We start from the raw sequence: 18,756 nt of genomic DNA, 5'->3' as shown, positions 1-18,756 counted from the left end.
GACTGCGCGGGGGGTGCTCGGTCGAGGCCCCTCAGTCCGACGGCAGGCCGCGCTCGGTGAGCACGCCGCGCAGGCGATCCCGGCCGTGCAGGGCGCTTCGGCTGCGCACGCGAGCGACGACGGACTCGATCCAGCCGCCCGTCCGCCCCTGGGACGCGTTGAACCCGCGGAGCGTCCGGTCGTAGACCTCGAGCGCCTCGCGATCGGCCACGCGGTACCGCTCATCGTGACGTACGACGGCCTGCGGAAGGCGCGGCTTGATCTCAGACGTGTCGTCCGCCGCGGGCTCCCCGATCGCCACGCCCACCACGGGGAACGATGCCGCGGGAAGCCCCAGAAGCTCCGCGAGTTCCTCCGGGTTGTTGCGGACTGCTCCCACGAACACCGCGCCGAGGCCGAGCGCCTCCGCCGCGACGATCGTGTTCTGCGCCGCGATGGCGGCGTCGACCGTCGCGACGAGCGTGCTGTCGAGGAAGCCGATGCCCTCGGATGCCTCGCCCCGACCCCGCGCGAGGCCCACGCCGCGTGCCCAGTCGGCGACGAACACGAGGAACAGCGGAGCGTCACGGATGAACTGCTGGTCGCCGGCGAGCGTCGCGACGGCGTCCTTATGGGCCGGATCCCGCACGACGACGACGCTCCAGGACTGGAGGTTCGACGACGTCGACGCGGACTGCGCCGCGGCGACCAGGGTGTCGACCACGGCATCGTCGAGCGGCGCGCTTCCGAACGCGCGCACAGACCGATGCGCGAGGAGCAGCGGGATCACTCCCGCGTCGTCGACTCGCAGCGCGACCCCGAGGTCCGCATCGCCGTAGCGCCGATGCGCGATGAGTGCGGCATCGATGACCGCGGGGTCTGTGGTGAGGGGGATGACGGCCATGCGCCGAGTGTCGCCCATCGGCCGCCGCCGCCTCATGTCGCACCGAAACACGCCGCAACGTGACTCCGTCGCGCCCGCAGTCACGCTTCCTGCGCACCGGGTCAAGACACCGGCGCCCGCGAGCGGAAGAGTGGGGGCGGATATGAAGGAGGCCCCATGCCTGCGCACACGCACGACGCGCCTACCCAGCCCCACGACAACCCGGACCTCATTCCGGTGACTGCCGTGAGGAAGGCCGAGCCGCGGCATCCGCTCGATCCGCTCACCGCCGACGAGATCGAGGGCGCCCGCGGGATCCTCGTGTCGGCGGGCCTCCTCGGCGACACGGTGCGGGTGCCGATGCTGCTGCCCGACGAGCCGACCAAGGACGAGCTCGCCGCCTGGTCGCCCGGCGAGCCCTTCGACCGTCGCGTGGACGTGACGCTGATGGATGCTGCGACAGGCGCGCTCGTCGAGGCGATCGTGTCCATCTCGCGCGAGGCGGTGGTCGCGAAACGCGAGCTCGACCCGTCGCGGGCACCGTACGGCCAGCCGCAGTACCTGTTCGAGGAGTACGACCGCGCGGCGGAGATCGTGAAGACCTCGCCCGAGTGGCGCGCCGCGATGACGCGCCGCGGCCTCGCGGACCGCATCGACCTCGCGTTCTGCTCGCCGCTGGCGCCCGGGTTCGTGGGGCGTGAGAACGAGGTCGGGCGCCGCGTCATCCGCTCGCTCACATTCCTGCGCGACAGTGAGGACGACATCCCCTGGGCGCACCCGGTCGAGGGCCTCATCGTCCACGTCGACCTCGTGTCGAACGCGGTCATCGGCATCGAGGACGAAGGGGACGTGCCCGTCCCCTCGGGAAGCGGGAAGTACACCCCGGATGCCGTGGGTCCTGCCCGCACCAGCCTCAAGCCGATCGAGATCACTCAGCCCGAGGGCCCGAGCTTCGCCGTGACCGGGTCCCGCGTGGAGTGGGAGAACTGGTCGATGCGCGTCGACTTCAACGCCCGCGAGGGACTCGTGCTGCACGACGTGCGGTTCGACGACCGTCCGGTGCTGACGCGCGCGAGCGTGCCCGAGATGGTCGTGCCCTACGGCGACACGTCGAACACGCGCTTCTGGATCAGCTACTTCGACGCCGGTGAGTACCTGCTCGGCAAGAACGCCAACCACCTGGAGCTCGGCTGCGACTGCCTCGGCGTCATCCGGTACTTCGACGGCCACGTCGCCGACGACCACGGACATGCCGTGCGGATCCCGAACGTGGTGTGCATGCACGAGGAGGACTACGGCATCCTCTGGAAGCACACCGAACAGGGTCCCGTCGGCTCACACGTGCGCCGGTCGCGGCGCCTGGTCGTGTCGTACTTCTCGACGATCGGCAACTACGACTACGGCTTCTACTGGTACTTCTACCTCGACGGCTCGATCCAGCTCGAGGCGAAGGCGACGGGCATCGTGTTCGTGGGCGGCGGTGTGCCGGGATCGACGAACCCGCATGCCCCCGAGATCGCGCCCGGCGTGTTCGCGCCGGTGCACCAGCACCTGTTCTCGGCGCGGCTCGACGTCGCGATCGACGGCGAGGACAATCGGCTCGTCGAGATCGACGCCGCCCGCATCCCGATGGGCGACGCGAACCCGTTCGGCAACGCCTTCACCTGGACCGAGACCCCGCTGCGCACCGAGGCCGAGGCCCAGCGCATCGCCGACACGTCGGTCGCCCGGGTGTGGGAGGTGCGCAGCGCCTCGAAGACGAACCACCTGGGCAAGCCGACCGCGTACCACCTGCTCCCCCAGCCGACCGCGCTGCTCATGGCGGACCCTGCCTCGTCGGTGGCGGCGCGCGCCGCGTTCGCGACGAAGCACCTGTGGGGCACCGCGTACGACCACGACGAGCGCTGGCCCGCCGGCCGCTACCCGAACGCCCACCGAGGCGGTGCGGGACTTCCGGCCTACACGGCCGACGACCGCTCGATCGACGGCGAGGACCTCGTGCTGTGGCACACGTTCGGCCTCACCCACATCCCGCGTCCCGAGGACTGGCCCATCATGCCGGTCGACTACGCCGGCTTCTGGTTCAAGCCGTACGGCTTCCTCGATGTGAACCCCGCGATGGATGTCCCCGAGTCGAGCCAGGCGCACGGGGTCGGTCATCGGGCTGCGGGCGCGGCGGGTCCCCGGGCCGCCAGAGCCGCGGTCGACGGCGGCTGCGGCATGGGCGAGGGGTGCGCCTGCGGTCACTGACAAAAATCGGACGCGGCTCTGGACACAAATGTGGACAGCGTATACATTGCCGTCATGTCGCAAGTCGTGCTCTACGCGTCGATGTCTCTCGACGGATTCGCCACGGGTCCCGACGACGATCTGTCCGTGCTGCACGGATGGGCCTTCGGAGACCCGACGATGGAGATGCATCCGCAGGTGGGCGGCGAGTTCCTGGGCGCCGGCGCGGTCATCTTCGGCGCCCGCACTCTCCGAGCGGGGGATGCCGCCTGGGGCGACGAGGACGTCTTCCCGATGCCGGTGTTCGTGCCCACGCACGAGGCGCGCGAGCCGGTCTTCAGGAATGGCTCCCTTTTCACCTTCGTGGACTCCACGGAAGATGCGCTCGCCCGGGCCATGCAGGCGGCAGGCGACCGCGATGTCTACATCATGGGCAGCCCTGACGTGGCACAGCAGCTCCTTGCAGCCGACGCGGTCGACGCGGTGGAGCTCGCGATCACGGGAGTCCTTCTCGGCTCGGGCGTCAAGCTGTTCGATCATCTTGCGAGCACGCCCATCCGGCTGCAGCCGACGCGCGTGATCCCGTCCAAGGGAATCACGCACGTGAGGTACGACGTGCAGCACGACCCCGACAGGAGGGGAACGAGATGAGGCCACTTCGATATGCGATCAACGTGACACTCGACGGCTGCTGCCATCACGAGGCGGGGCTCGCCCCCGACGAGGAGTCGATGCGCTACTGGACCGCGGAGATGGCACGAGCCGACGCCCTGATCTTCGGCAGGGTGACCTACGAGATGATGGAGTCGGCGTGGCGGCAGCCGACGACGGGCACGTGGCCGGACTGGATGAGAGCGTGGGAGATCCCGTTCGCCGAGACCATCGACCGAGCGAAGAAGTACGTCGTGTCGAGCACACTCGGCGACGTCGACTGGAACGCCGAATTGCTGCGAGGCGACCTGGGGCGAGGGGTTCACCGGCTGAAACAGGAGCCAGGCAAGGGTCTCTTCGTAGGTGGCGTGACGCTCCCCCTCGCGCTGGCGGATCTGGGACTCATCGACGAGTACGTGTTCGTGGTGCAGCCGATCGTCGCCGGACACGGGCCGACGCTGCTCGCCGGTCTTCGCGAGCGCATCCCGCTCGAGCTCGTGGATCGCCATGACTTCCGATCGGGAGCGGTCGCCCTGCGGTACCGGCCGAAGCGAGCAGCGGCTTGACGCGACCGGTCCCGGGTATGGCGAGATTCGAATATTTGTTCTATACTCGAAGCATGCCCGAAACGTCTCTTCCCGCCGAGAGCAGGGATGATGTGTGGGCGGATGACATCGGCGAAGTGTGCTTTCCGCACGTGCCGGACGCGGTAGACCTGGTCGTCGAGACGGCGACGATGATGTCGGTGTTCGCGGCGCAGCGGGTGACGCGGATCGACTCGATGCGGCGCGAACTGCTTCGCGAGGCGAGTGGCCGCGGCGACGGAGTCCGGGACATCGTCGAGCGGTCGATCCGGCTCGAACTGGCAGCAGCTATGCGGGTCACGGAGTACGCTGCCGGCCGGCTGATCACTCTGGCCGAGGCGCTGGTGCGCCGGTATCCCGCGGCGCTCGACGCCCTGAGTTCGGGACGGATCACCGAGAAGCACGCCGAGATCATCGCCGACCTGCTCGACGAGGCGCCGCCGGAGCTTCGCGACAGACTGCTGGAGCGAGCGATGCCGTCGGCAGAGTCGGAGCCGGTGGGCACCTTCCGTCGGGCGCTGCGCGCCCTGATCGACAGCGCCCAGGCCGCCACCCTGGAAGACCGTCACCAGCGTGCGGTCACGCAACGACGCATCGCCGTAGAACGTGGAGAGGACGGAATGTCCGGGCTGTGGATCTTCGCACCCGACGTGGAGATCCACGCGATCCACGGCCGGCTCACACAGATGGCGAAATCGATCCGCAAGGCCGAAGGTGAGACCCGCACACTCGACCAGCTCCGCGCCGACGTTGCGACCGACCTCCTCCTCGACGGGTCTACCGATCACCTCCCCGCGGCCGCGTCCGGCATCCGGGCGCAGGTGGTCGTCACCGTTCCGGTCCTCGCCCTTCTCGACGACGAGTTCGCCGATGCCGGTGACCCGCCCGTCGTGGAGGGCATCGGCCCGATCCCGCTGTCCAAGGCCCGCGAACTGTGCGGAGGTGGTAGCCGGTGGATGCGGGTGCTCACACACCCCGAGACCGGGATGGTCCTCTCGGTCGGGCGCGACAGCTACCCGCCACCAGCCCCGTTGAAGAGACTCGTGAGATGGCGAGCCGACCGATGCATGGGCCCCGGCTGTTCGATGCCCGCTTCCCGGTGCGAGATCGATCACCAGATCCGCTGGGTCGACGAGGGCGAGACGTGCCTCGACAACACCCTTCCGTTCTGCAAGGGGCACCACCTGGTGAAAGACAACACCGACTGGCAGGTCCGGCAGATCGAGGGGTCAGGCGGAGCTGTGGCGTGGACCTCTCCGACTGGGCGTCGATACGTCGTGCAACCCGAGCGCAAAGTCCCCACCTTCACGGTGCGCCCCTCTCCCCGGCCCCGCATCGACGACGGGCTGGGCACAGAAGCACCCTTCTGAACGACGGCAGACGGCCTCACCGGGATCCCGCACGCCCGGACAGGAAGGGCGACGGATGCTGCAGCATCCGTCGCCCTTCTTCTCGGCGTCAGCGGGTCACACGCCGACCGGCTCGCTGCCCAGGTGGGGCGCCTCCGCCTCGTCGGCTCCGTGGCCGATCTGGCGGTACACGTCGGGCTTGGCCTTGCGGAGCCAGTAGGCCCACAGCACCGCGGCGATCGAGGGCACGAGGAGGATCGCCGGAAGGATGAACGTGGTCGGCGTCGACTGGGGCTGGCCGAGGAGCACGTCCCAGTTCACGAGGATGAGGATCCACACGATCCCGAGCGCGACGAGGGCGACGATCGGCGCCACCAACCGGCTCCCGGCACCGACGTCACGGGCATTCCGCCGGAAGAACCCGATGACGGCCGCCGAGACCAGCACCATGAGCAGCACGAGGCCGAACGCGCCGAGGTTCGTGAGCCACGTGAAGAGGGTGAGCACAGGGTACGGGCCGTTCTCGGGGTTCCAGCCGCCCTCGGCGATCGCGAACCCGATGATGACGACGAGCGCCAGCACGGACTGCGCGAGCGAACCCGCCCACGGCGCGCCGCTCGAGGTGCGCACGGTGCCGAGCTGGCGGGGCAGCACGCCCTCGCGGCCCAGCGAGAAGGCGTAGCGCGAGACCGCGTTGTGGAAGCTGACCAAGGCCGCGAAGAGGCTCGTGATGAAGAGGATCGACATGAGGTCGACCCACAGCACCCCGAGGTGCTCGGCGACGAAGTTGAAGAAGAGCGGCGGGCCGGCCTCCTCCGGTGTGATGCCGGTCGGGTCGGTGATCTTCGCCGGGCCGACGGCGAGCGCGAGCGCCCACGACGAGATCGCGTAGAACACACCGATGACGGCGACCGCGAGGAACGTCGCGCGCGGGATCGTGCGCTGGGGGTCCTTCGACTCCTCGCCGTAGATCGCGGCGGACTCGAAGCCCATGAACGCGGCGATGCCGAACGCGAGCACGGCGCCGACGCCCGGAACGAAGAGCGCGGACGGGGTCATCGGCGCGACGGTGAAGCCCTCGGCGGGGTTCACGAAGGCCACGACGTCGAAGACGATGACCGCGAGGAACTCCAGCGCCACGAGCACACCGAGCACCTTCGCCGAGAGATCGACGCGGTTCACGCCGAGGATGCCGACGACGACGATCCCGAGGATCACCCAGACCCACCACGGGCTCGCCCACCCGGTCTTGGACTCGATGAACGACGAGATCTGGAAGCCGAACATGCCCCAGATGCCGATCTGCATCGCGTTGTAGGCGATGAGCGCGAGCACCGATGCCCCGACGCCGGCGGGCCGGCCGATCCCCTGCGAGACGTACGAGTAGAACGCGCCGGCGTTCGTGATGAAGCGACTCATCGCGGCGTAGCCGATCGCGAAGATCGCGAGCGCGGCGGCCAGCACGATGTAGCCGAACGGGATGCCGTCGACATGCGTGACCGAGTAGGCGCTGGTCACCCCGCCGGCGACGACGGTCAACGGCGCCGAGGCGGCGATGATCATGAATGCGACGGCGAGGACCCCGAGACGGCGATGCGCTGCCGTGCGGGTCGTCGAGGTCGTGGGGCCGGAGGTGGCCATGTGCAGCTCCTTCGATGCTCAGGTCGGGTCGGGATCATCGTCCCGGGGCCGGACCACCCGGGATTGACGCCGCGGGCAGAGTCCTTGCCTGTGGGGGCACATCGGGCCTCCGCGTGGTAAACTCGCGAATCGTATACGATTCGGCCACAGTGAGGTGAGCCCATGTCAGAAGAACCCCTGTCGTTCACGGCGTACCGCCACGCCGTGTCGCACGCGGTCGTCGCACTCGACGTGCACGCCGAGCACGACGAGAGCTTCCGCGGCGCGCTCGACGCCGCCGTGGCGGGCGACATCAACGTCTTCGGCATCGCCGCCGACGGGCACAGCGTCCACCGCACCCCCGGCCTGATCGCGCGCGCGCCGCAGCAGTACTTCAAGTTCTCGCTCATCGAGCGGGGCAGCGGGCTCATCGTCCAGGACGGCCGCGAGACCTCGCTGCGCGCCGGCGACATGGCGATCTACGACACCGACCGCCCGTACTCGCTCCTCTTCGACGAGACGATGCGGATGTCGGTCGTGATGTTCCCGAAGGTCATGCTCGACATCCCCGCTGAGACGATCGGCCGCCTCACCGCGACGCGCCTCGACGGAGCCGGCGGCGTGGGCGCCATGATCGCGCCTTACGTCGCCTCGCTCGCGCGCGGTGCCGGCGAGCTCGACGCGCACCTCGCGCGCCGCATGTTCCGCACCGCCGTCGACATGGTGGGCACGCTGCTCGAGGAGAACCTCGGCCGCGAGGCGACCAGCACCGATGCGCACGGCACGCTCATGCGGCGGGTGCTCGACCACATCGACGAGCACCTCTCCGACAGCGAGCTCTCCCCCAGCCAGATCGCGGCGGCGCACTTCATCTCGGTGCGTCACCTGCACGCCCTGTTCAACGAGCAGGGCACGACCGTCTCCACGGTGATCCGCACCCGTCGCCTCGAGCGCTGCTACGACGTCCTCGTCGACCCGCAGCAGGCGCACCGCTCGATCACCGACGTCGCCCTCGCGAACGGCTTCGTCGACGCCGCCCACTTCAGCCGCACCTTCCGCGCGCACTTCGGCGTGCCGCCGAGCGGCGTGCGCCTGGCGTAGCGCGGGCGGTCAAGCAGCCTGCGCGGGCGGTCAACCACGGCGCGCAGCATCCTCCGACAATCGAGTCAGACCCGATCGAGGAGGATCCCATGACCGTCGCGACGTCGATTCTGGACGCCATCACCGTTTCTGAAGACCTGGGGCGGGCGATCCCGGATGCTGCCACCCGCGAGACGATCGGCTACGCGCCCGTGCACACCGTGGCCGACCTCGACACCGCCGTCGCCGCCGCGCGCCAGGCCCAGCCGGCGTGGAACGCGCTCGGCCACGCCGAGCGCTCCCGCATCCTGAACGCCGTCGCCGACGACCTCGAAGCGAACGCCGAGGAGCTGGCGCAGCTGCTGTCGCGCGAGCAGGGCAAGCCGCTCGACGGCCCCAACGCGCGGTTCGAGGTGGGCGCCTGCGCGGTGTGGACCCGCACCGCAGCCGACACCCCGCTCGAGCCCGAGGTGGTCTTCGAGGCCGGCGAATCGCGAGCCGAAGTGCACTACGACGCGCTCGGCGTCGTGGGCGCGATCGGCCCGTGGAACTGGCCGATGATGATCACGGTGTGGCAGATCGCGCCGTCGCTGCGCATGGGCAACACCGTGGTGGTCAAGCCCAGCGAGTTCACCCCGCTGTCGGTGCTGGCTCTCGCCGAGGTCTTCAACCGGCACCTGCCCGAAGGCGTGCTGACCGTTATATCGGGCGATCGTGAGGTGGGCGCGGCGATCGCCGGCCACCCCGGCATCGACAAGATCATGTTCACGGGCTCGACCGCGACCGGCCGTCGCATCGTCGAGTCTTCCGCGGGCAATCTGGCGCGGCTCACGCTCGAGCTCGGCGGCAACGACGCCGGGATCGTGCTGCCGGGCACCGACCCCGCCGCGATCGCCGAGAACCTGTTCTGGGGCTGCTTCATCAACACCGGCCAGACCTGCGCGGCCCTCAAGCGCCTGTACGTCCATGACTCGGTGTACGACGAGGTGGTCGACACGCTCGCCGGCATGGCGCAGACGATGCCGATGGGGCGTGGTCTCGACGAGGGCAACGTGCTCGGGCCGCTGCAGAACGAGAAGCAGTTCGACGTCGTGCGCGACCTCGTCGATGACGCGCGAGAGCGCGGTGCGCGTGTCGTCGTGGGCGGCGAGGCCGCGCCCGAGCTCGGCCCGCTGTTCTACCGCACCACGGTCGTCGCCGACATCGAGGACGGCGCGCGTCTGGTCGACGAGGAGCAGTTCGGTCCCGCCATCCCGGTGATCCGCTACTCCGACGTCGACGACGCGATCCGCCGCGCGAACGCCTCGGAACAGGGACTGGGCGCCTCCGTGTGGTCGGCAGACGTCGACGCCGCCGTCGCGGTCGCCCAGCGCCTGCAGGCGGGCACCGTCTGGATCAACCAGCACGGGGCGCTGAACCCGGTGGTGCCGTTCGGCGGCACCAAGGCCTCGGGCTACGGCCAGGAGTTCGGCGTCGCCGGCCTCAAGGCCGTCGCCGCGCCGAAGGTCATCAGCCGCTGACCTCCACGGCCCGCATCGCCTGCGCCAACGGGGGGTTGTGCGCGGCGATGTGGGCCGTGATGTTCTCACGCACCTCCGCGGGCTTGTTCTGGCTGAGTTTCGCGCGCGCCTCGAAGCGGGTGACCTGCACACGCAGGCCGACCGTGCCCTTCGCGATGCGCCGGGTGCCGGCCTCGTCCTCGGCGAGGCTCCGCCCGTGCGGATGCCCCTGCTCGAAGTGGTCGGTCAGCCGCGAGAGCATCGCGTAGTTCTCGTCGTCGGAGAGCACCTCGGGCGTGCCGTAGAGGTGGGCGGTGACGTGATTCCACGTCGGCACGAGGTCGCCCGGCGCGTACCAGCTCGGCGAGACGTAGTCGTGGGGTCCCTGGATGATGACGAGAATCTCATGGGAGCCGAGCTCATGCAGCTCGTCGTCGGGGCGCCCGAAGTGGCTGAACACGACGATGTCGTCGGCCTCCTCGTCGAGCAGCACCGGGTAGTGCGAGGCGACCAGCCTGCCGACGGGCGAGACGAAGGTCGCCCAAGGGTGGTGACGGATCAGCTCCTTCACCTGCTCGGGATCGGTCATGAGGTAGCGGGGCGTGTGGCGCATCAGGCGTCCTTCCGGGTGAGGCGGGTGCGCACGGCGAATCCGGCGCAGGCGATGACGGCGAGGCCGCCGAGGAGAGTCGGCAGTCCGATGCGCTCGTGGAGCAGCAGGGCGGACCACAGGATGCCGAGCACGGGCTGGATGAGCTGCACCTGGCCGACCTGGGCGATGGGGCCGATCGCGAGTCCCCGGTACCAGGCGAAGAAGCCCAGGAACATGCTCACGACCCCGAGGTACGCGAACGCGGCCCACTCGACCGGGGAGGCGTGCGGCGGCTGCTGGAACCACCCCACAGCGGCTCCGACCACCATGAGCGGCGACGCGAGCACCAGCGCCCACGACACCGTCTGCCAGGCGCCCAGTTCGCGGGCGAGCAGGCCGCCCTCGGCGTAGCCGAGCGCGCACAGCAGCACCGCGACGAACAGCAGCAGATCCGACTCGTGCAGTTCGCCCAGCCCGCCGTTCTGCAGGGAGGCGAACGCCATCGCGGCGAGCGCGCCGAGCACCGCGAACACCCAGAACGCCGCGGCAGGACGCTCGTGGCCGCGCAGCACCGCCATCACCGCCGTCGCGGCGGGAAGCAGTCCGATCACCACGACGGCGTGACTGGCGGGCACCGAGACGAGCGCGAAGGACGTGAGCAGCGGGAAGCCGACGACCACACCCGCGGCGACGACCGCGAGGCGCGCCCACTGGACTGCCCTCGGGAGCGGGACAGCTGCGGCACGCCGGTGGCGCGCGATCGACAGCACCAGCACGGCGAGCAGCGCGGCGACGACCGCGCGGCCGCAGCCGATGAACAGCGGCGACAGGCCGGCCACCGCGATGCTCGTGAAGGGGAGCGTGAACGAGAAGGCGAAGATGCCGACGGCTCCCCAGCCGAGTCCCGCGGCGCGGGGTAGCACTGTCGCACCGAGGGGAGTAGCGCTACTCTGTTCTGTCATGAGTCAGGATAGCACCGCCCGCATCACGACGGCTCTGCGCACCTGGATCGCCGCGGCCCCGCCCGGATCGCAGCTGCCGTCCAACCGCGCACTCGTCGCGGAGTACGAGGCGAGCCCCGTGACGGTGCAGAAGGCCATGCGCCGGCTCATCGAGGCCGGTCTCGTCGAGAGCCGCCCCGGCGTCGGCACGTTCGTGCGCGCGATCCGCCCCGCACGGCCCGCCGACTACGGCTGGCAGACGGCGGCGCTGGGCACGCCGCAGGCGCGCGTGTCGATGCTGTCGTCGACGCAGCGGTCGGTCGCACCCGATGCGATCGGTCTGCACTCGGGGTACCCGGCATCCGATCTGCTCCCCGAGCGTGCGGTCCGCGCGGCCATCGTCCGCGCGGCGCGCTCGAGTGCCGCGATCACCCGCTCGCCAGTGACCGGAATGCCGGAGTTGCAGGACTGGTTCGCGCACGAGCTCGCCGCGGCCGCACCCGCCGGGATCACGCCCCCGACAGCGCGCGATGTGCTGATCATCTCGGGCAGCCAGAGCGGGCTCTCGTCGATCTTCCGCGCCGTCGTCGGAACCGGCCGGCCGCTCGTGATCGAGTCGCCCACCTACTGGGGCGCGATGCTCGCCGCCGAGCAGGCGGGCGTCACCCTCGTGCCGGTGCCCTCAGGGCCGCACGGCCCCGACCCCGACGAGGTCGAGCGTGCGCTGGAGCGCACCGGCGCGCGCGCGTTCTATGCACAGCCGACGTTCGCGAACCCGACCGGCGGGCAGTGGCCGTCCGCGACCTCGGACGCGATCCTCGAGATCGTGCGGCGCAGGGGCGCGTTCCTCATCGAGGACGACTGGGCCCACGATCTCGCCATCGACGCCGACCCCCGTCCCCTCGCGGCGCACGACGACGACGGCCACGTCATCTACCTGCGCTCGCTCACCAAGAGCGTGTCGCCGGCGCTGCGCGTGGCGGCCGTGATCGCACGGGGGCCGGCGCGCGAGCGCGTCCTCACCGATCGCGCCGCCGAGTCGATGTACGTCAGCGGGCTGCTGCAGGCGGCGGCGCTCGACGTCGTCACACAGCCCGCGTGGCGCACGCACCTCAGAGGCCTGCGCGGGCAGCTCCGCAGCCGCCGCGACCTGCTGCTCGACAGCGTCCGCGAGCACGCGCCGACCGCGCACATCGACACGACCCCGGCTGGCGGGCTCAACCTGTGGGCGCGCCTTCCCGACGGCACCGACGCAGGTCTGGTCGTACGCCGGGCCGAGTCCCGGGGCCTCATCATCGCGGCGGGCGACGAGTGGTTCCCGGCGGAGCCGTCGGGCCCCTTCGTCCGTCTCAACTACTCCAGCGAAGACCCGCGGCGATTCGCCGACGCGGGCCGCGTCCTCGGCGAAGTGCTCGCCGGGATCGGCGGGTGAGCGGCCGTCGTCACTGCAGGTTGCACGTACGGGGCGGAGCCGCCATCGGACGATGGTCGTACGACCACCCGGACGGATGTGCGTTACGGCCCGTGTCCTGGTGTTTCACCGCACCGTGGACGAGACGGATGCCGCTGTCTAGCGTCGTGGCACGGCATCGAGGAGACACTTCCCCGGCCGGTTCGGAGCGCGCCGAGATCCGGCTCGCACGAGAGGAGCAACGCCATGTCGTGGACGCACAGCTTCAGCATCGGAAGCCTGGAGGACGGGGTCCCGGTCCGGCTCATCGAGGCACGGGATGCCTTCATCGATGCGCAGCGCGCGCTCGAAGCGGCGCGTGACGATCTCTTGCAAGCCCACGCCCAGACGAATCGGCTGTGGGGCGCTGGCCGCTGAACTCATCTCCCGCGTGGACGAGGGAGGGCGTTGCATCCCACCGCTAGGGTGAGACTCCGGTCGACTCACGAGACAGGGGACCCGATGCACACCGACGCCACGGAATCCAGCCACGGCACCAACGGATGGCGGCGTTTCTGGGAGCGGGGCGGCTGGTGGCGTGCCCTGCTGCTGGTGGTCGCGTACTACGCGCTGTACCAGCTCGGATCGTTCGCGTTCCTTCCGCTGGTGACCTCGACCGACGATCCGGCGGCTCTCATCTGGTTCGGCACGGCGCTGCCGATCGCGCTCGGCGGAGTGCTGCTCGTCCTCTTCGCGTGGTCGGTGGGCTGGCTCCGTGAGCTGTTCGGCCCGCAGCCCATCCGCGGCCGCGGCTGGATGTGGATCGCCGTCGCGGTGGTGCTGGTGTTCAACGTGCTGCGGTTCGCGACGATCGACTACGGCGCGACCGGCGCCGGCGTGGTCGTGGCCTGGGTCGTCGCCGGCCTGTTCGTCGGCTTCGCCGAAGAGGTGCTCACCCGTGGCTTCGTGGTGAACCTCATGCGCAAGGGCGGCTACCGCGAGATCGTGGTGGCGCTGGTCTCGGCCCTGCTGTTCGCCCTGCTGCACTCGGGCAACGTGCTGTCGGGACAATCGCCGCTCGCCACAGGATTCCAGCTCGTCTACACGTTCGCCTTCGGCATCCTGATGTACCTGTCTCTGCGCGTGACGGGCAACCTGATCTGGCCGATCCTGCTGCATGCGACGACCGATCCGTCGATCTTCCTGCAGTCGGCCTACCCCGCCGACGGCGCGCTCACCGCCGTCGCGGCTCAGGGCAACATCGCCGTGGTCATCGCCGGGATCGTGCTGCTCTTCTTCATCCGAGGGAAGGTCGAGCCGACCGCATCGGTGGTCGAGCCGGGCATCGGCACCAAGGTCGCCTGACCGACGGGCAGCAATACGAGGTCCGTACGTCCGGACCCCATACGCTCAGCGCATGACTCTGCTTTCTGACATCGAGCCCATCAACCAGGCCGTCTCCGCCGGTGCCGTCTTCGGCTACGTGGTCGTCGGCCTCATCTACTGGATCGCCACGATCGCCGCCTACTGGAGGACGTTCACGAAGGCCGGCTACCCGGGATGGCTCGCGATCATCCCGATCGTGAACCTGTTCGTGCTCGTCAAGGTCGCGGGGTACTCGGCCTGGCTCGGACTGCTGTGGTTCGTGCCGATCGCCAACATCGTGCTCGCGATCATCGTCGCCTTCCGCAACGGCCGGGCTTTCGGCCACGGCGGCGCGTTCTCGTTCTTCCTGCTGTTCCTGCTCAACCCGATCGGCTACTTCATCACCGGCTTCAGCAACGACACCTACACCAAGCCCGTCTGAGCCACTCCCGCTGACCGAGCGAACGCCCCCGCTCCGCGGCCGGGGGCGTTCGCGTCTGCGTCACGGCGCAACGTGGAACTTCGGGCCCGGCCCCGCCCCCGCCGGCCGCTCGCCGGCGAGGATCGCGGGCAGCTCCTCGAGGGCGACCGTCGCGGCGATGAGAGGTCGCGGATCGACGACGCCCGAGGCGTAGGCGTCGATGGTGCCCGCGAGGCCAGGTGAGGCGCTGAGCACGCCGACGGCCGTCACGTCCTTCAGCGCCAGGTCGCGGGTGTCGATGAGGCTCGGCGTGCCGGCGAGGCCGATGTAGACGACCCGCCCGCCCGGCTCGACGAGCTCGAGCGCCTTCGCCGGAAGCTGCGGAGCGTTGGATGCCTCGATCACGGCGTCCCACGGCAGTCGCGGCATCCGTTCCTGCGTCCAGATGTGGTCGAAGCCGAGCGACCGCGCGAACGCGAGGGCGCGGTCGTCGCGGGCGAGCAGGTGCACCTCGGCGCCGGCGGCGCGGGCGAACATCGCGCTCAGCAGGCCGATCGTGCCGGGGCCGAGCACGAGACAGCGATCGCCCGGGCGCAGATCCGCACCCCGCACGGCGCGAAAGGCGTTCCCGCCGGGCTCGACCATGGCGGCCATCGCATCGTCGACGCCTTCAGGCAGTCGATGCAGCGATGAGACGGGGGTCGCGACCTTCTCGGCGAGGGCACCGGCCTTCCCGCCGCGGATGCCGAGCTCGAGCCGGTTCTCGCACACGTGCCGGCGACCGTGCTCGCAGCGGCGGCACGCGCCGCAGCCCAGCATCGTGTCGCCGGTGACCCGTCGCCCGATCCACGCGGGGTCGACGCCGGCGCCGACCTCCGAGACGATGCCCGTCCACTCGTGGCCGATCCGCATCGGGTAGGCGGCGTGGCCGGTGTGCAGATACGCCATCTCCCCGGTGAAGAACTCGATGTCGGTGCCGCAGATCCCGGCGCGCCGCACGTCGACGACGACCTCGCCCGCTGCCGGCTCGGGTTCGGGCACCTCCTGGATCTCGGCGCGGTGCGGCGCCGTGATGACGAGAGCCCTCATCTCCCCGCCCACACGCGGGGACGGATGCCGCGGCCCCCCGGCCGGAGGTCGGGACCCGCGCCCCTCGGCTCAATGGGACTCACGCGTCACCTCCGAACCCGACGCTCCGACGAGGAAGTCGAGGTCGGCGCCGCGGTCGGCCTGCATCACGTGGTCGACGTAGAGCCGCTCCCACCCGCGCCGCGGGTTCGCGTAGCCGTCGACGGTGGCCTGGTTCGGCATCCGGCTCGCCAGTTCGTCGGCCGGCACGTCGAGGTCGAGGCGGCGGTCGCGCACGTCGAGTTCGATCCAGTCGCCGGTCCTCACGAGGGCGAGCGGTCCCCCGGCGGCGGCCTCGGGGGTGACGTGCAGCACGACCGTGCCGTACGCGGTGCCCGACATGCGGCCGTCGCAGATGCGGACGATGTCACGGATGCCGCGCTCGAGGAGCTTGGTCGGAAGCGGCATGTTCGACACCTCGGGCATGCCGGGATATCCCTTCGGTCCGCAGCCGCGCAGCACCATCACCGAGTTCTCGTCGATGTCGAGGTCGGGGTCGTCGACGCGGGCGTGGAAGTCCTCGATGGAGTCGAACACCACCGCCCGACCCCGGTGCTTCAGCAGGTGCGGCGATGCCGCCGCAGGCTTGATCAGCGCACCGCCCGGAGCGAGCGAGCCGCGCAGCACGGAGATGCCGGCGTGCGGCTGCAGCGGGGTGTCGCGCGGGGTGATCACGTCCGCGTCCCAGATGCGCGCGTCGTCGAGGTACTCCACGAACGGGCGACCCGTGATGGTGAGCGCATCGGGGTCGAGCAGGTCGCGCACCTCGCGCATCACCGCGAGGAACCCGCCCGCGCGGAAGAGGTCGTCCATCAGGTACTGGCCTGCGGGCTGCAGGTTGACCAGCAGCGGCACCTCGGCGCCGATGCGGTCGAAGTCGTCGATGGTGAGGTCGATGCCCAGGCGCCCGGTGATCGCGAGCAGGTGCACGACCGCGTTGGTGGAGCCGCCGATGGCGGCGAGCGCGACGATCGCGTTGTGGAAGTTCGCCTTCGTGAGGAACGTCGACGGTCGGCGGTCCTCCGCGACCAGCGCCACGGCGAGAGCGCCGGTGAGGTGGGCGGCCTCGAGCAGGCGGGCGTCCGGCGCGGGCGTCCCCGCGACGCCGGGCACCACGACGCCGAGGGCTTCGGCGACGAGCGCCATGGTCGAGGCGGTTCCCATCGTGTTGCAGTGCCCCTTGGAGCGGATCATCGACGACTCGCTCCCCCGGAACATCGCCTCGCTCAGCGTCCCCGCTCGCACCTCCTCGGACAGCCGCCACACATCCGTGCCGCAGCCGAGCGCCTCGCCCCGGAAGTGGCCGGTGAGCATCGGGCCCCCGGGGACGACGACGGCGGGAAGATCGACGGATGCCGCGGCCATCAGCAGCGACGGGATCGTCTTGTCGCAGCCGCCGAGCAGCACGACCCCGTCGATCGGGTTCGCCCGGAGCATCTCCTCGGTCGCCATCGCGGCCATGTTGCGCCACAGCATCGCCGTCGGCCGCACGTTCGTCTCCCCCAGCGACACCACCGGCAGCTCCAGCGGGATGCCGCCGGCCTCGTAGACGCCGTTCTTCACCGACCGCGCGACCTCGTCGAGGTGCGCGTTGCACGGTGTCAGGTCCGATGCGGTGTTCGCGATCGCGATCTGCGGGCGCCCCGCGAAGGCCGAATCCGGAACACCGCGACGCATCCACGCCCGATGGATGTAGGCGTTCCGGTCGTCGCCTGAATACCAGTGGGAGCTGCGCAGCGTCACCGTCGACCCTCATCCTCGCCCGCAGCGATCGCGGGCGCTTTCCGCCATCCTGCCGGAAAAGAGGGCGGCCGTCGTCGGGCGCACTCGGCTTGCTCCCAGGAAGAGCCGGGGAACGCTCCGTAGGCTCGCAACCCCAAGGGGAGTACTCCACCACGATCGGCTCGTCACTACGGATGCATGGTGCATCCCGGGTCATCGGTCCTCGATCTCGAGGATGGAGAAGACCTTGGCGTCGATCAGTCACGCCACGGTTGGAGCCTCCTTGAACATCACCCCGCTCGTCTGGGTCATCACCATCGCGATCACCATCGCGTTCTTCGTCTACGAGTTCTTCGCGCACGTCCGCAAGCCCCACGAGCCGACGATCGGCGAGTCGGCCCGCTGGTCCGCGTTCTACATCGGCCTGGCGCTGCTGTTCGGCATCGGGGTCGGCGTCGTCTCCGGCTGGACCTACGGCGGCGAGTACTTCGCGGGCTACCTCACCGAGAAGGCGCTGTCGATCGACAACCTCTTCGTCTTCCTCATCGTGATGACGGGATTCGCCGTTCCGAAGATCTACCAGCAGAAGGTGCTGATGATCGGCATCGTGATCGCGCTGGTGCTCCGGGGCGTCTTCATCGCGGTCGGCGCCACGCTGATCGAGAACTTCTCGTGGATCTTCTACCTCTTCGGAGCGCTGCTGCTCTTCCTCGCCTATCGGCAGGCCTTCACGCACGGTGAGGCGGATCCCTCGCAGGGCCGATTCATGCGATTCGTCCGCCGCCGCCTGCCCGTCAGCGACGACTACAACGGTGACCGTCTCACCGTCGTGAAGGCGGGTCGTCGCTTCGTGACGCCGATGCTCCTCGTGATCGTCGCGATCGGCTTCGTGGACCTGATCTTCGCCGTCGACTCCATCCCGGCGATCTACGGGCTGACCGAAGAGGCGTACATCGTGTTCACCGCGAACGCGTTCGCGCTCATGGGCCTGCGGCAGCTGTACTTCCTGATCGGCGGTCTGCTCGAGCGCCTGGTCTACCTGGCGCAGGGCCTCGCCGTGATCCTCGCCTTCATCGGCGTGAAGCTCGTCCTTCACGCGATGCACGTGAACGAGCTGCCCTTCATCAACGGCGGCGAGCCGATGCTGTGGGCGCCCGAGATCCCCATCTGGTTCTCACTGCTGTTCATCGCCGCGACGATCGCTGTCGCGACGACGGCGAGCCTCATCAACACCCGCGGCGGCCGCGCCGCGACGTCGCACCCGACCATCCCCGCCGCAGATCACACGTCTACGGCCCACCCAGAGAAGGAACTCTCTTGACC

Annotated in this window: 17 protein-coding genes; 11 read left to right on the top strand and 6 right to left on the bottom strand. The window is 69.9% G+C overall.

The features are described from left to right. Window positions 1-31: 31 nt before the first annotated feature. Window positions 32-883 (bottom strand): nitroreductase family protein, encoded by an 852-nt coding sequence (locus tag ASF40_RS19115; RefSeq protein WP_056372380.1) that lies wholly within the window; start codon window positions 881-883, stop codon window positions 32-34. 156 nt (window positions 884-1,039) lie between these two features. On the opposite strand from ASF40_RS19115, the gene ASF40_RS19110 reads away from it, so the two are divergent. Genes ASF40_RS19110 through ASF40_RS19095 form a run of 4 tightly spaced genes read left to right on the top strand, consistent with a single transcriptional unit; the run spans window position 1,040 to window position 5,696 of the window. Then, window positions 1,040-3,112, top strand: a complete 2,073-nt coding sequence (locus tag ASF40_RS19110) for a primary-amine oxidase (protein WP_082497215.1) — start codon at window positions 1,040-1,042, stop codon at window positions 3,110-3,112. A gap of 54 nt (window positions 3,113-3,166) precedes the next feature. Next, window positions 3,167-3,742 carry a dihydrofolate reductase family protein gene (locus tag ASF40_RS19105; RefSeq protein WP_056372136.1) on the top strand — a complete coding sequence of 192 codons (576 nt, stop codon included), beginning with the start codon at window positions 3,167-3,169 and terminating at the stop codon, window positions 3,740-3,742. Continuing rightward, on the top strand, window positions 3,739-4,308 hold the full coding sequence (locus tag ASF40_RS19100; protein ID WP_056372133.1) for a dihydrofolate reductase family protein: 570 nt from the start codon (window positions 3,739-3,741) through the stop codon (window positions 4,306-4,308). Before ASF40_RS19105 ends, ASF40_RS19100 begins: the two co-directional genes overlap by 4 nt. A 53-nt stretch (window positions 4,309-4,361) precedes the next feature. Further along, the gene (locus ASF40_RS19095; protein WP_056372131.1) at window positions 4,362-5,696 is read left to right on the top strand and encodes an HNH endonuclease signature motif containing protein; all 1,335 of its coding nucleotides are present in this window, start codon (window positions 4,362-4,364) and stop codon (window positions 5,694-5,696) included. Window positions 5,697-5,792: 96 nt separating this feature from the next. Here the strand turns inward: ASF40_RS19095 and ASF40_RS19090 are convergent, their stop codons facing one another. Then, window positions 5,793-7,316, bottom strand: coding sequence for an APC family permease (locus ASF40_RS19090; RefSeq protein WP_056372129.1), 1,524 nt, complete (start codon window positions 7,314-7,316; stop codon window positions 5,793-5,795). A gap of 162 nt (window positions 7,317-7,478) precedes the next feature. Between ASF40_RS19090 and ASF40_RS19085 the strand changes: the two genes are divergently transcribed. Next, window positions 7,479-8,396 carry a helix-turn-helix domain-containing protein gene (locus ASF40_RS19085; RefSeq protein ID WP_056372128.1) on the top strand — a complete coding sequence of 306 codons (918 nt, stop codon included), beginning with the start codon at window positions 7,479-7,481 and terminating at the stop codon, window positions 8,394-8,396. 89 nt (window positions 8,397-8,485) lie between these two features. Continuing rightward, window positions 8,486-9,895 (top strand): aldehyde dehydrogenase family protein, encoded by a 1,410-nt coding sequence (locus ASF40_RS19080; protein ID WP_056372126.1) that lies wholly within the window; start codon window positions 8,486-8,488, stop codon window positions 9,893-9,895. Here the strand turns inward: ASF40_RS19080 and ASF40_RS19075 are convergent. Further along, window positions 9,885-10,487: an FMN-binding negative transcriptional regulator gene (locus tag ASF40_RS19075; RefSeq protein ID WP_056372124.1), complete on the bottom strand. Its 603-nt coding sequence runs from the start codon at window positions 10,485-10,487 to the stop codon at window positions 9,885-9,887. The two genes, ASF40_RS19080 and ASF40_RS19075, sit on opposite strands and share 11 nt — an antisense overlap. Beyond that, a complete protein-coding gene (locus tag ASF40_RS19070) occupies window positions 10,487-11,428 on the bottom strand; it encodes a DMT family transporter (RefSeq protein WP_056372121.1) in 942 nt (313 codons plus the stop codon). The genes ASF40_RS19075 and ASF40_RS19070 overlap by 1 nt, the downstream gene beginning before the upstream one ends. Here ASF40_RS19070 and ASF40_RS19065 point away from each other — a divergent pair. The 4 genes from ASF40_RS19065 (at window position 11,427) to ASF40_RS19055 (ending at window position 14,604) form a co-directional block, all read left to right on the top strand. After that, window positions 11,427-12,839 carry an aminotransferase-like domain-containing protein gene (locus tag ASF40_RS19065; protein WP_056372119.1) on the top strand — a complete coding sequence of 471 codons (1,413 nt, stop codon included), beginning with the start codon at window positions 11,427-11,429 and terminating at the stop codon, window positions 12,837-12,839. The genes ASF40_RS19070 and ASF40_RS19065 overlap by 2 nt on opposite strands. Before the next feature lie 225 nt (window positions 12,840-13,064). After that, complete coding sequence (locus ASF40_RS21205) at window positions 13,065-13,235, top strand: hypothetical protein (protein WP_157549826.1); 171 nt, start codon at window positions 13,065-13,067, stop codon at window positions 13,233-13,235. Window positions 13,236-13,319: 84 nt separating this feature from the next. Next, window positions 13,320-14,162 (top strand): CPBP family intramembrane glutamic endopeptidase, encoded by an 843-nt coding sequence (locus tag ASF40_RS19060; protein ID WP_056372117.1) that lies wholly within the window; start codon window positions 13,320-13,322, stop codon window positions 14,160-14,162. Between the two features lie 52 nt (window positions 14,163-14,214). Next, a complete protein-coding gene (locus tag ASF40_RS19055; RefSeq protein WP_056372115.1) occupies window positions 14,215-14,604 on the top strand; it encodes a DUF5684 domain-containing protein in 390 nt (129 codons plus the stop codon). Window positions 14,605-14,664: 60 nt separating this feature from the next. Here ASF40_RS19055 and ASF40_RS19050 read toward each other — a convergent pair whose 3' ends face one another. Further along, a complete protein-coding gene (locus ASF40_RS19050; RefSeq protein ID WP_056372113.1) occupies window positions 14,665-15,672 on the bottom strand; it encodes a zinc-dependent alcohol dehydrogenase in 1,008 nt (335 codons plus the stop codon). Between the two features lie 69 nt (window positions 15,673-15,741). Continuing rightward, window positions 15,742-17,454 (bottom strand): IlvD/Edd family dehydratase, encoded by a 1,713-nt coding sequence (locus tag ASF40_RS19045; protein WP_056372111.1) that lies wholly within the window; start codon window positions 17,452-17,454, stop codon window positions 15,742-15,744. Between the two features lie 262 nt (window positions 17,455-17,716). Here ASF40_RS19045 and ASF40_RS19040 point away from each other — a divergent pair, with 262 nt between their 5' ends. Further along, a complete protein-coding gene (locus tag ASF40_RS19040) occupies window positions 17,717-18,754 on the top strand; it encodes a TerC/Alx family metal homeostasis membrane protein (protein WP_056372109.1) in 1,038 nt (345 codons plus the stop codon). The last annotated feature ends 2 nt before the right edge of the window (window positions 18,755-18,756 follow it).

Origin of the sequence: Microbacterium sp. Leaf288, from assembly GCF_001422925.1 — a bacterium.
Lineage (GTDB): Bacteria > Actinomycetota > Actinomycetes > Actinomycetales > Microbacteriaceae > Microbacterium.
Note: the sequence above shows the minus strand (reverse complement) of the source record. Positions and strands in the feature narration are given on the sequence as shown.

Bases quoted from the DNA above. Each gene is read 5' to 3' on its own strand.
- ASF40_RS19090 (WP_056372129.1), bottom strand. From the start codon at position 7,316: ATGGCCACCTCCGGCCCCACGACCTCGACGACCCGCACGGCAGCGCAT.
- ASF40_RS19070 (WP_056372121.1), bottom strand. From the start codon at position 11,428: ATGACAGAACAGAGTAGCGCTACTCCCCTCGGTGCGACAGTGCTACCC.
- ASF40_RS19065 (WP_056372119.1), top strand. From the start codon at position 11,427: ATGAGTCAGGATAGCACCGCCCGCATCACGACGGCTCTGCGCACCTGG.
- ASF40_RS19050 (WP_056372113.1), bottom strand. From the start codon at position 15,672: ATGAGGGCTCTCGTCATCACGGCGCCGCACCGCGCCGAGATCCAGGAG.
- ASF40_RS19100 (WP_056372133.1), top strand. From the start codon at position 3,739: ATGAGGCCACTTCGATATGCGATCAACGTGACACTCGACGGCTGCTGC.
- ASF40_RS19085 (WP_056372128.1), top strand. From the start codon at position 7,479: ATGTCAGAAGAACCCCTGTCGTTCACGGCGTACCGCCACGCCGTGTCG.
- ASF40_RS19115 (WP_056372380.1), bottom strand. From the start codon at position 883: ATGGCCGTCATCCCCCTCACCACAGACCCCGCGGTCATCGATGCCGCA.
- ASF40_RS19075 (WP_056372124.1), bottom strand. From the start codon at position 10,487: ATGCGCCACACGCCCCGCTACCTCATGACCGATCCCGAGCAGGTGAAG.
- ASF40_RS19060 (WP_056372117.1), top strand. From the start codon at position 13,320: ATGCACACCGACGCCACGGAATCCAGCCACGGCACCAACGGATGGCGG.
- ASF40_RS19110 (WP_082497215.1), top strand. From the start codon at position 1,040: ATGCCTGCGCACACGCACGACGCGCCTACCCAGCCCCACGACAACCCG.
- ASF40_RS19055 (WP_056372115.1), top strand. From the start codon at position 14,215: ATGACTCTGCTTTCTGACATCGAGCCCATCAACCAGGCCGTCTCCGCC.
- ASF40_RS19095 (WP_056372131.1), top strand. From the start codon at position 4,362: ATGCCCGAAACGTCTCTTCCCGCCGAGAGCAGGGATGATGTGTGGGCG.
- ASF40_RS19105 (WP_056372136.1), top strand. From the start codon at position 3,167: ATGTCGCAAGTCGTGCTCTACGCGTCGATGTCTCTCGACGGATTCGCC.
- ASF40_RS19080 (WP_056372126.1), top strand. From the start codon at position 8,486: ATGACCGTCGCGACGTCGATTCTGGACGCCATCACCGTTTCTGAAGAC.
- ASF40_RS21205 (WP_157549826.1), top strand. From the start codon at position 13,065: ATGTCGTGGACGCACAGCTTCAGCATCGGAAGCCTGGAGGACGGGGTC.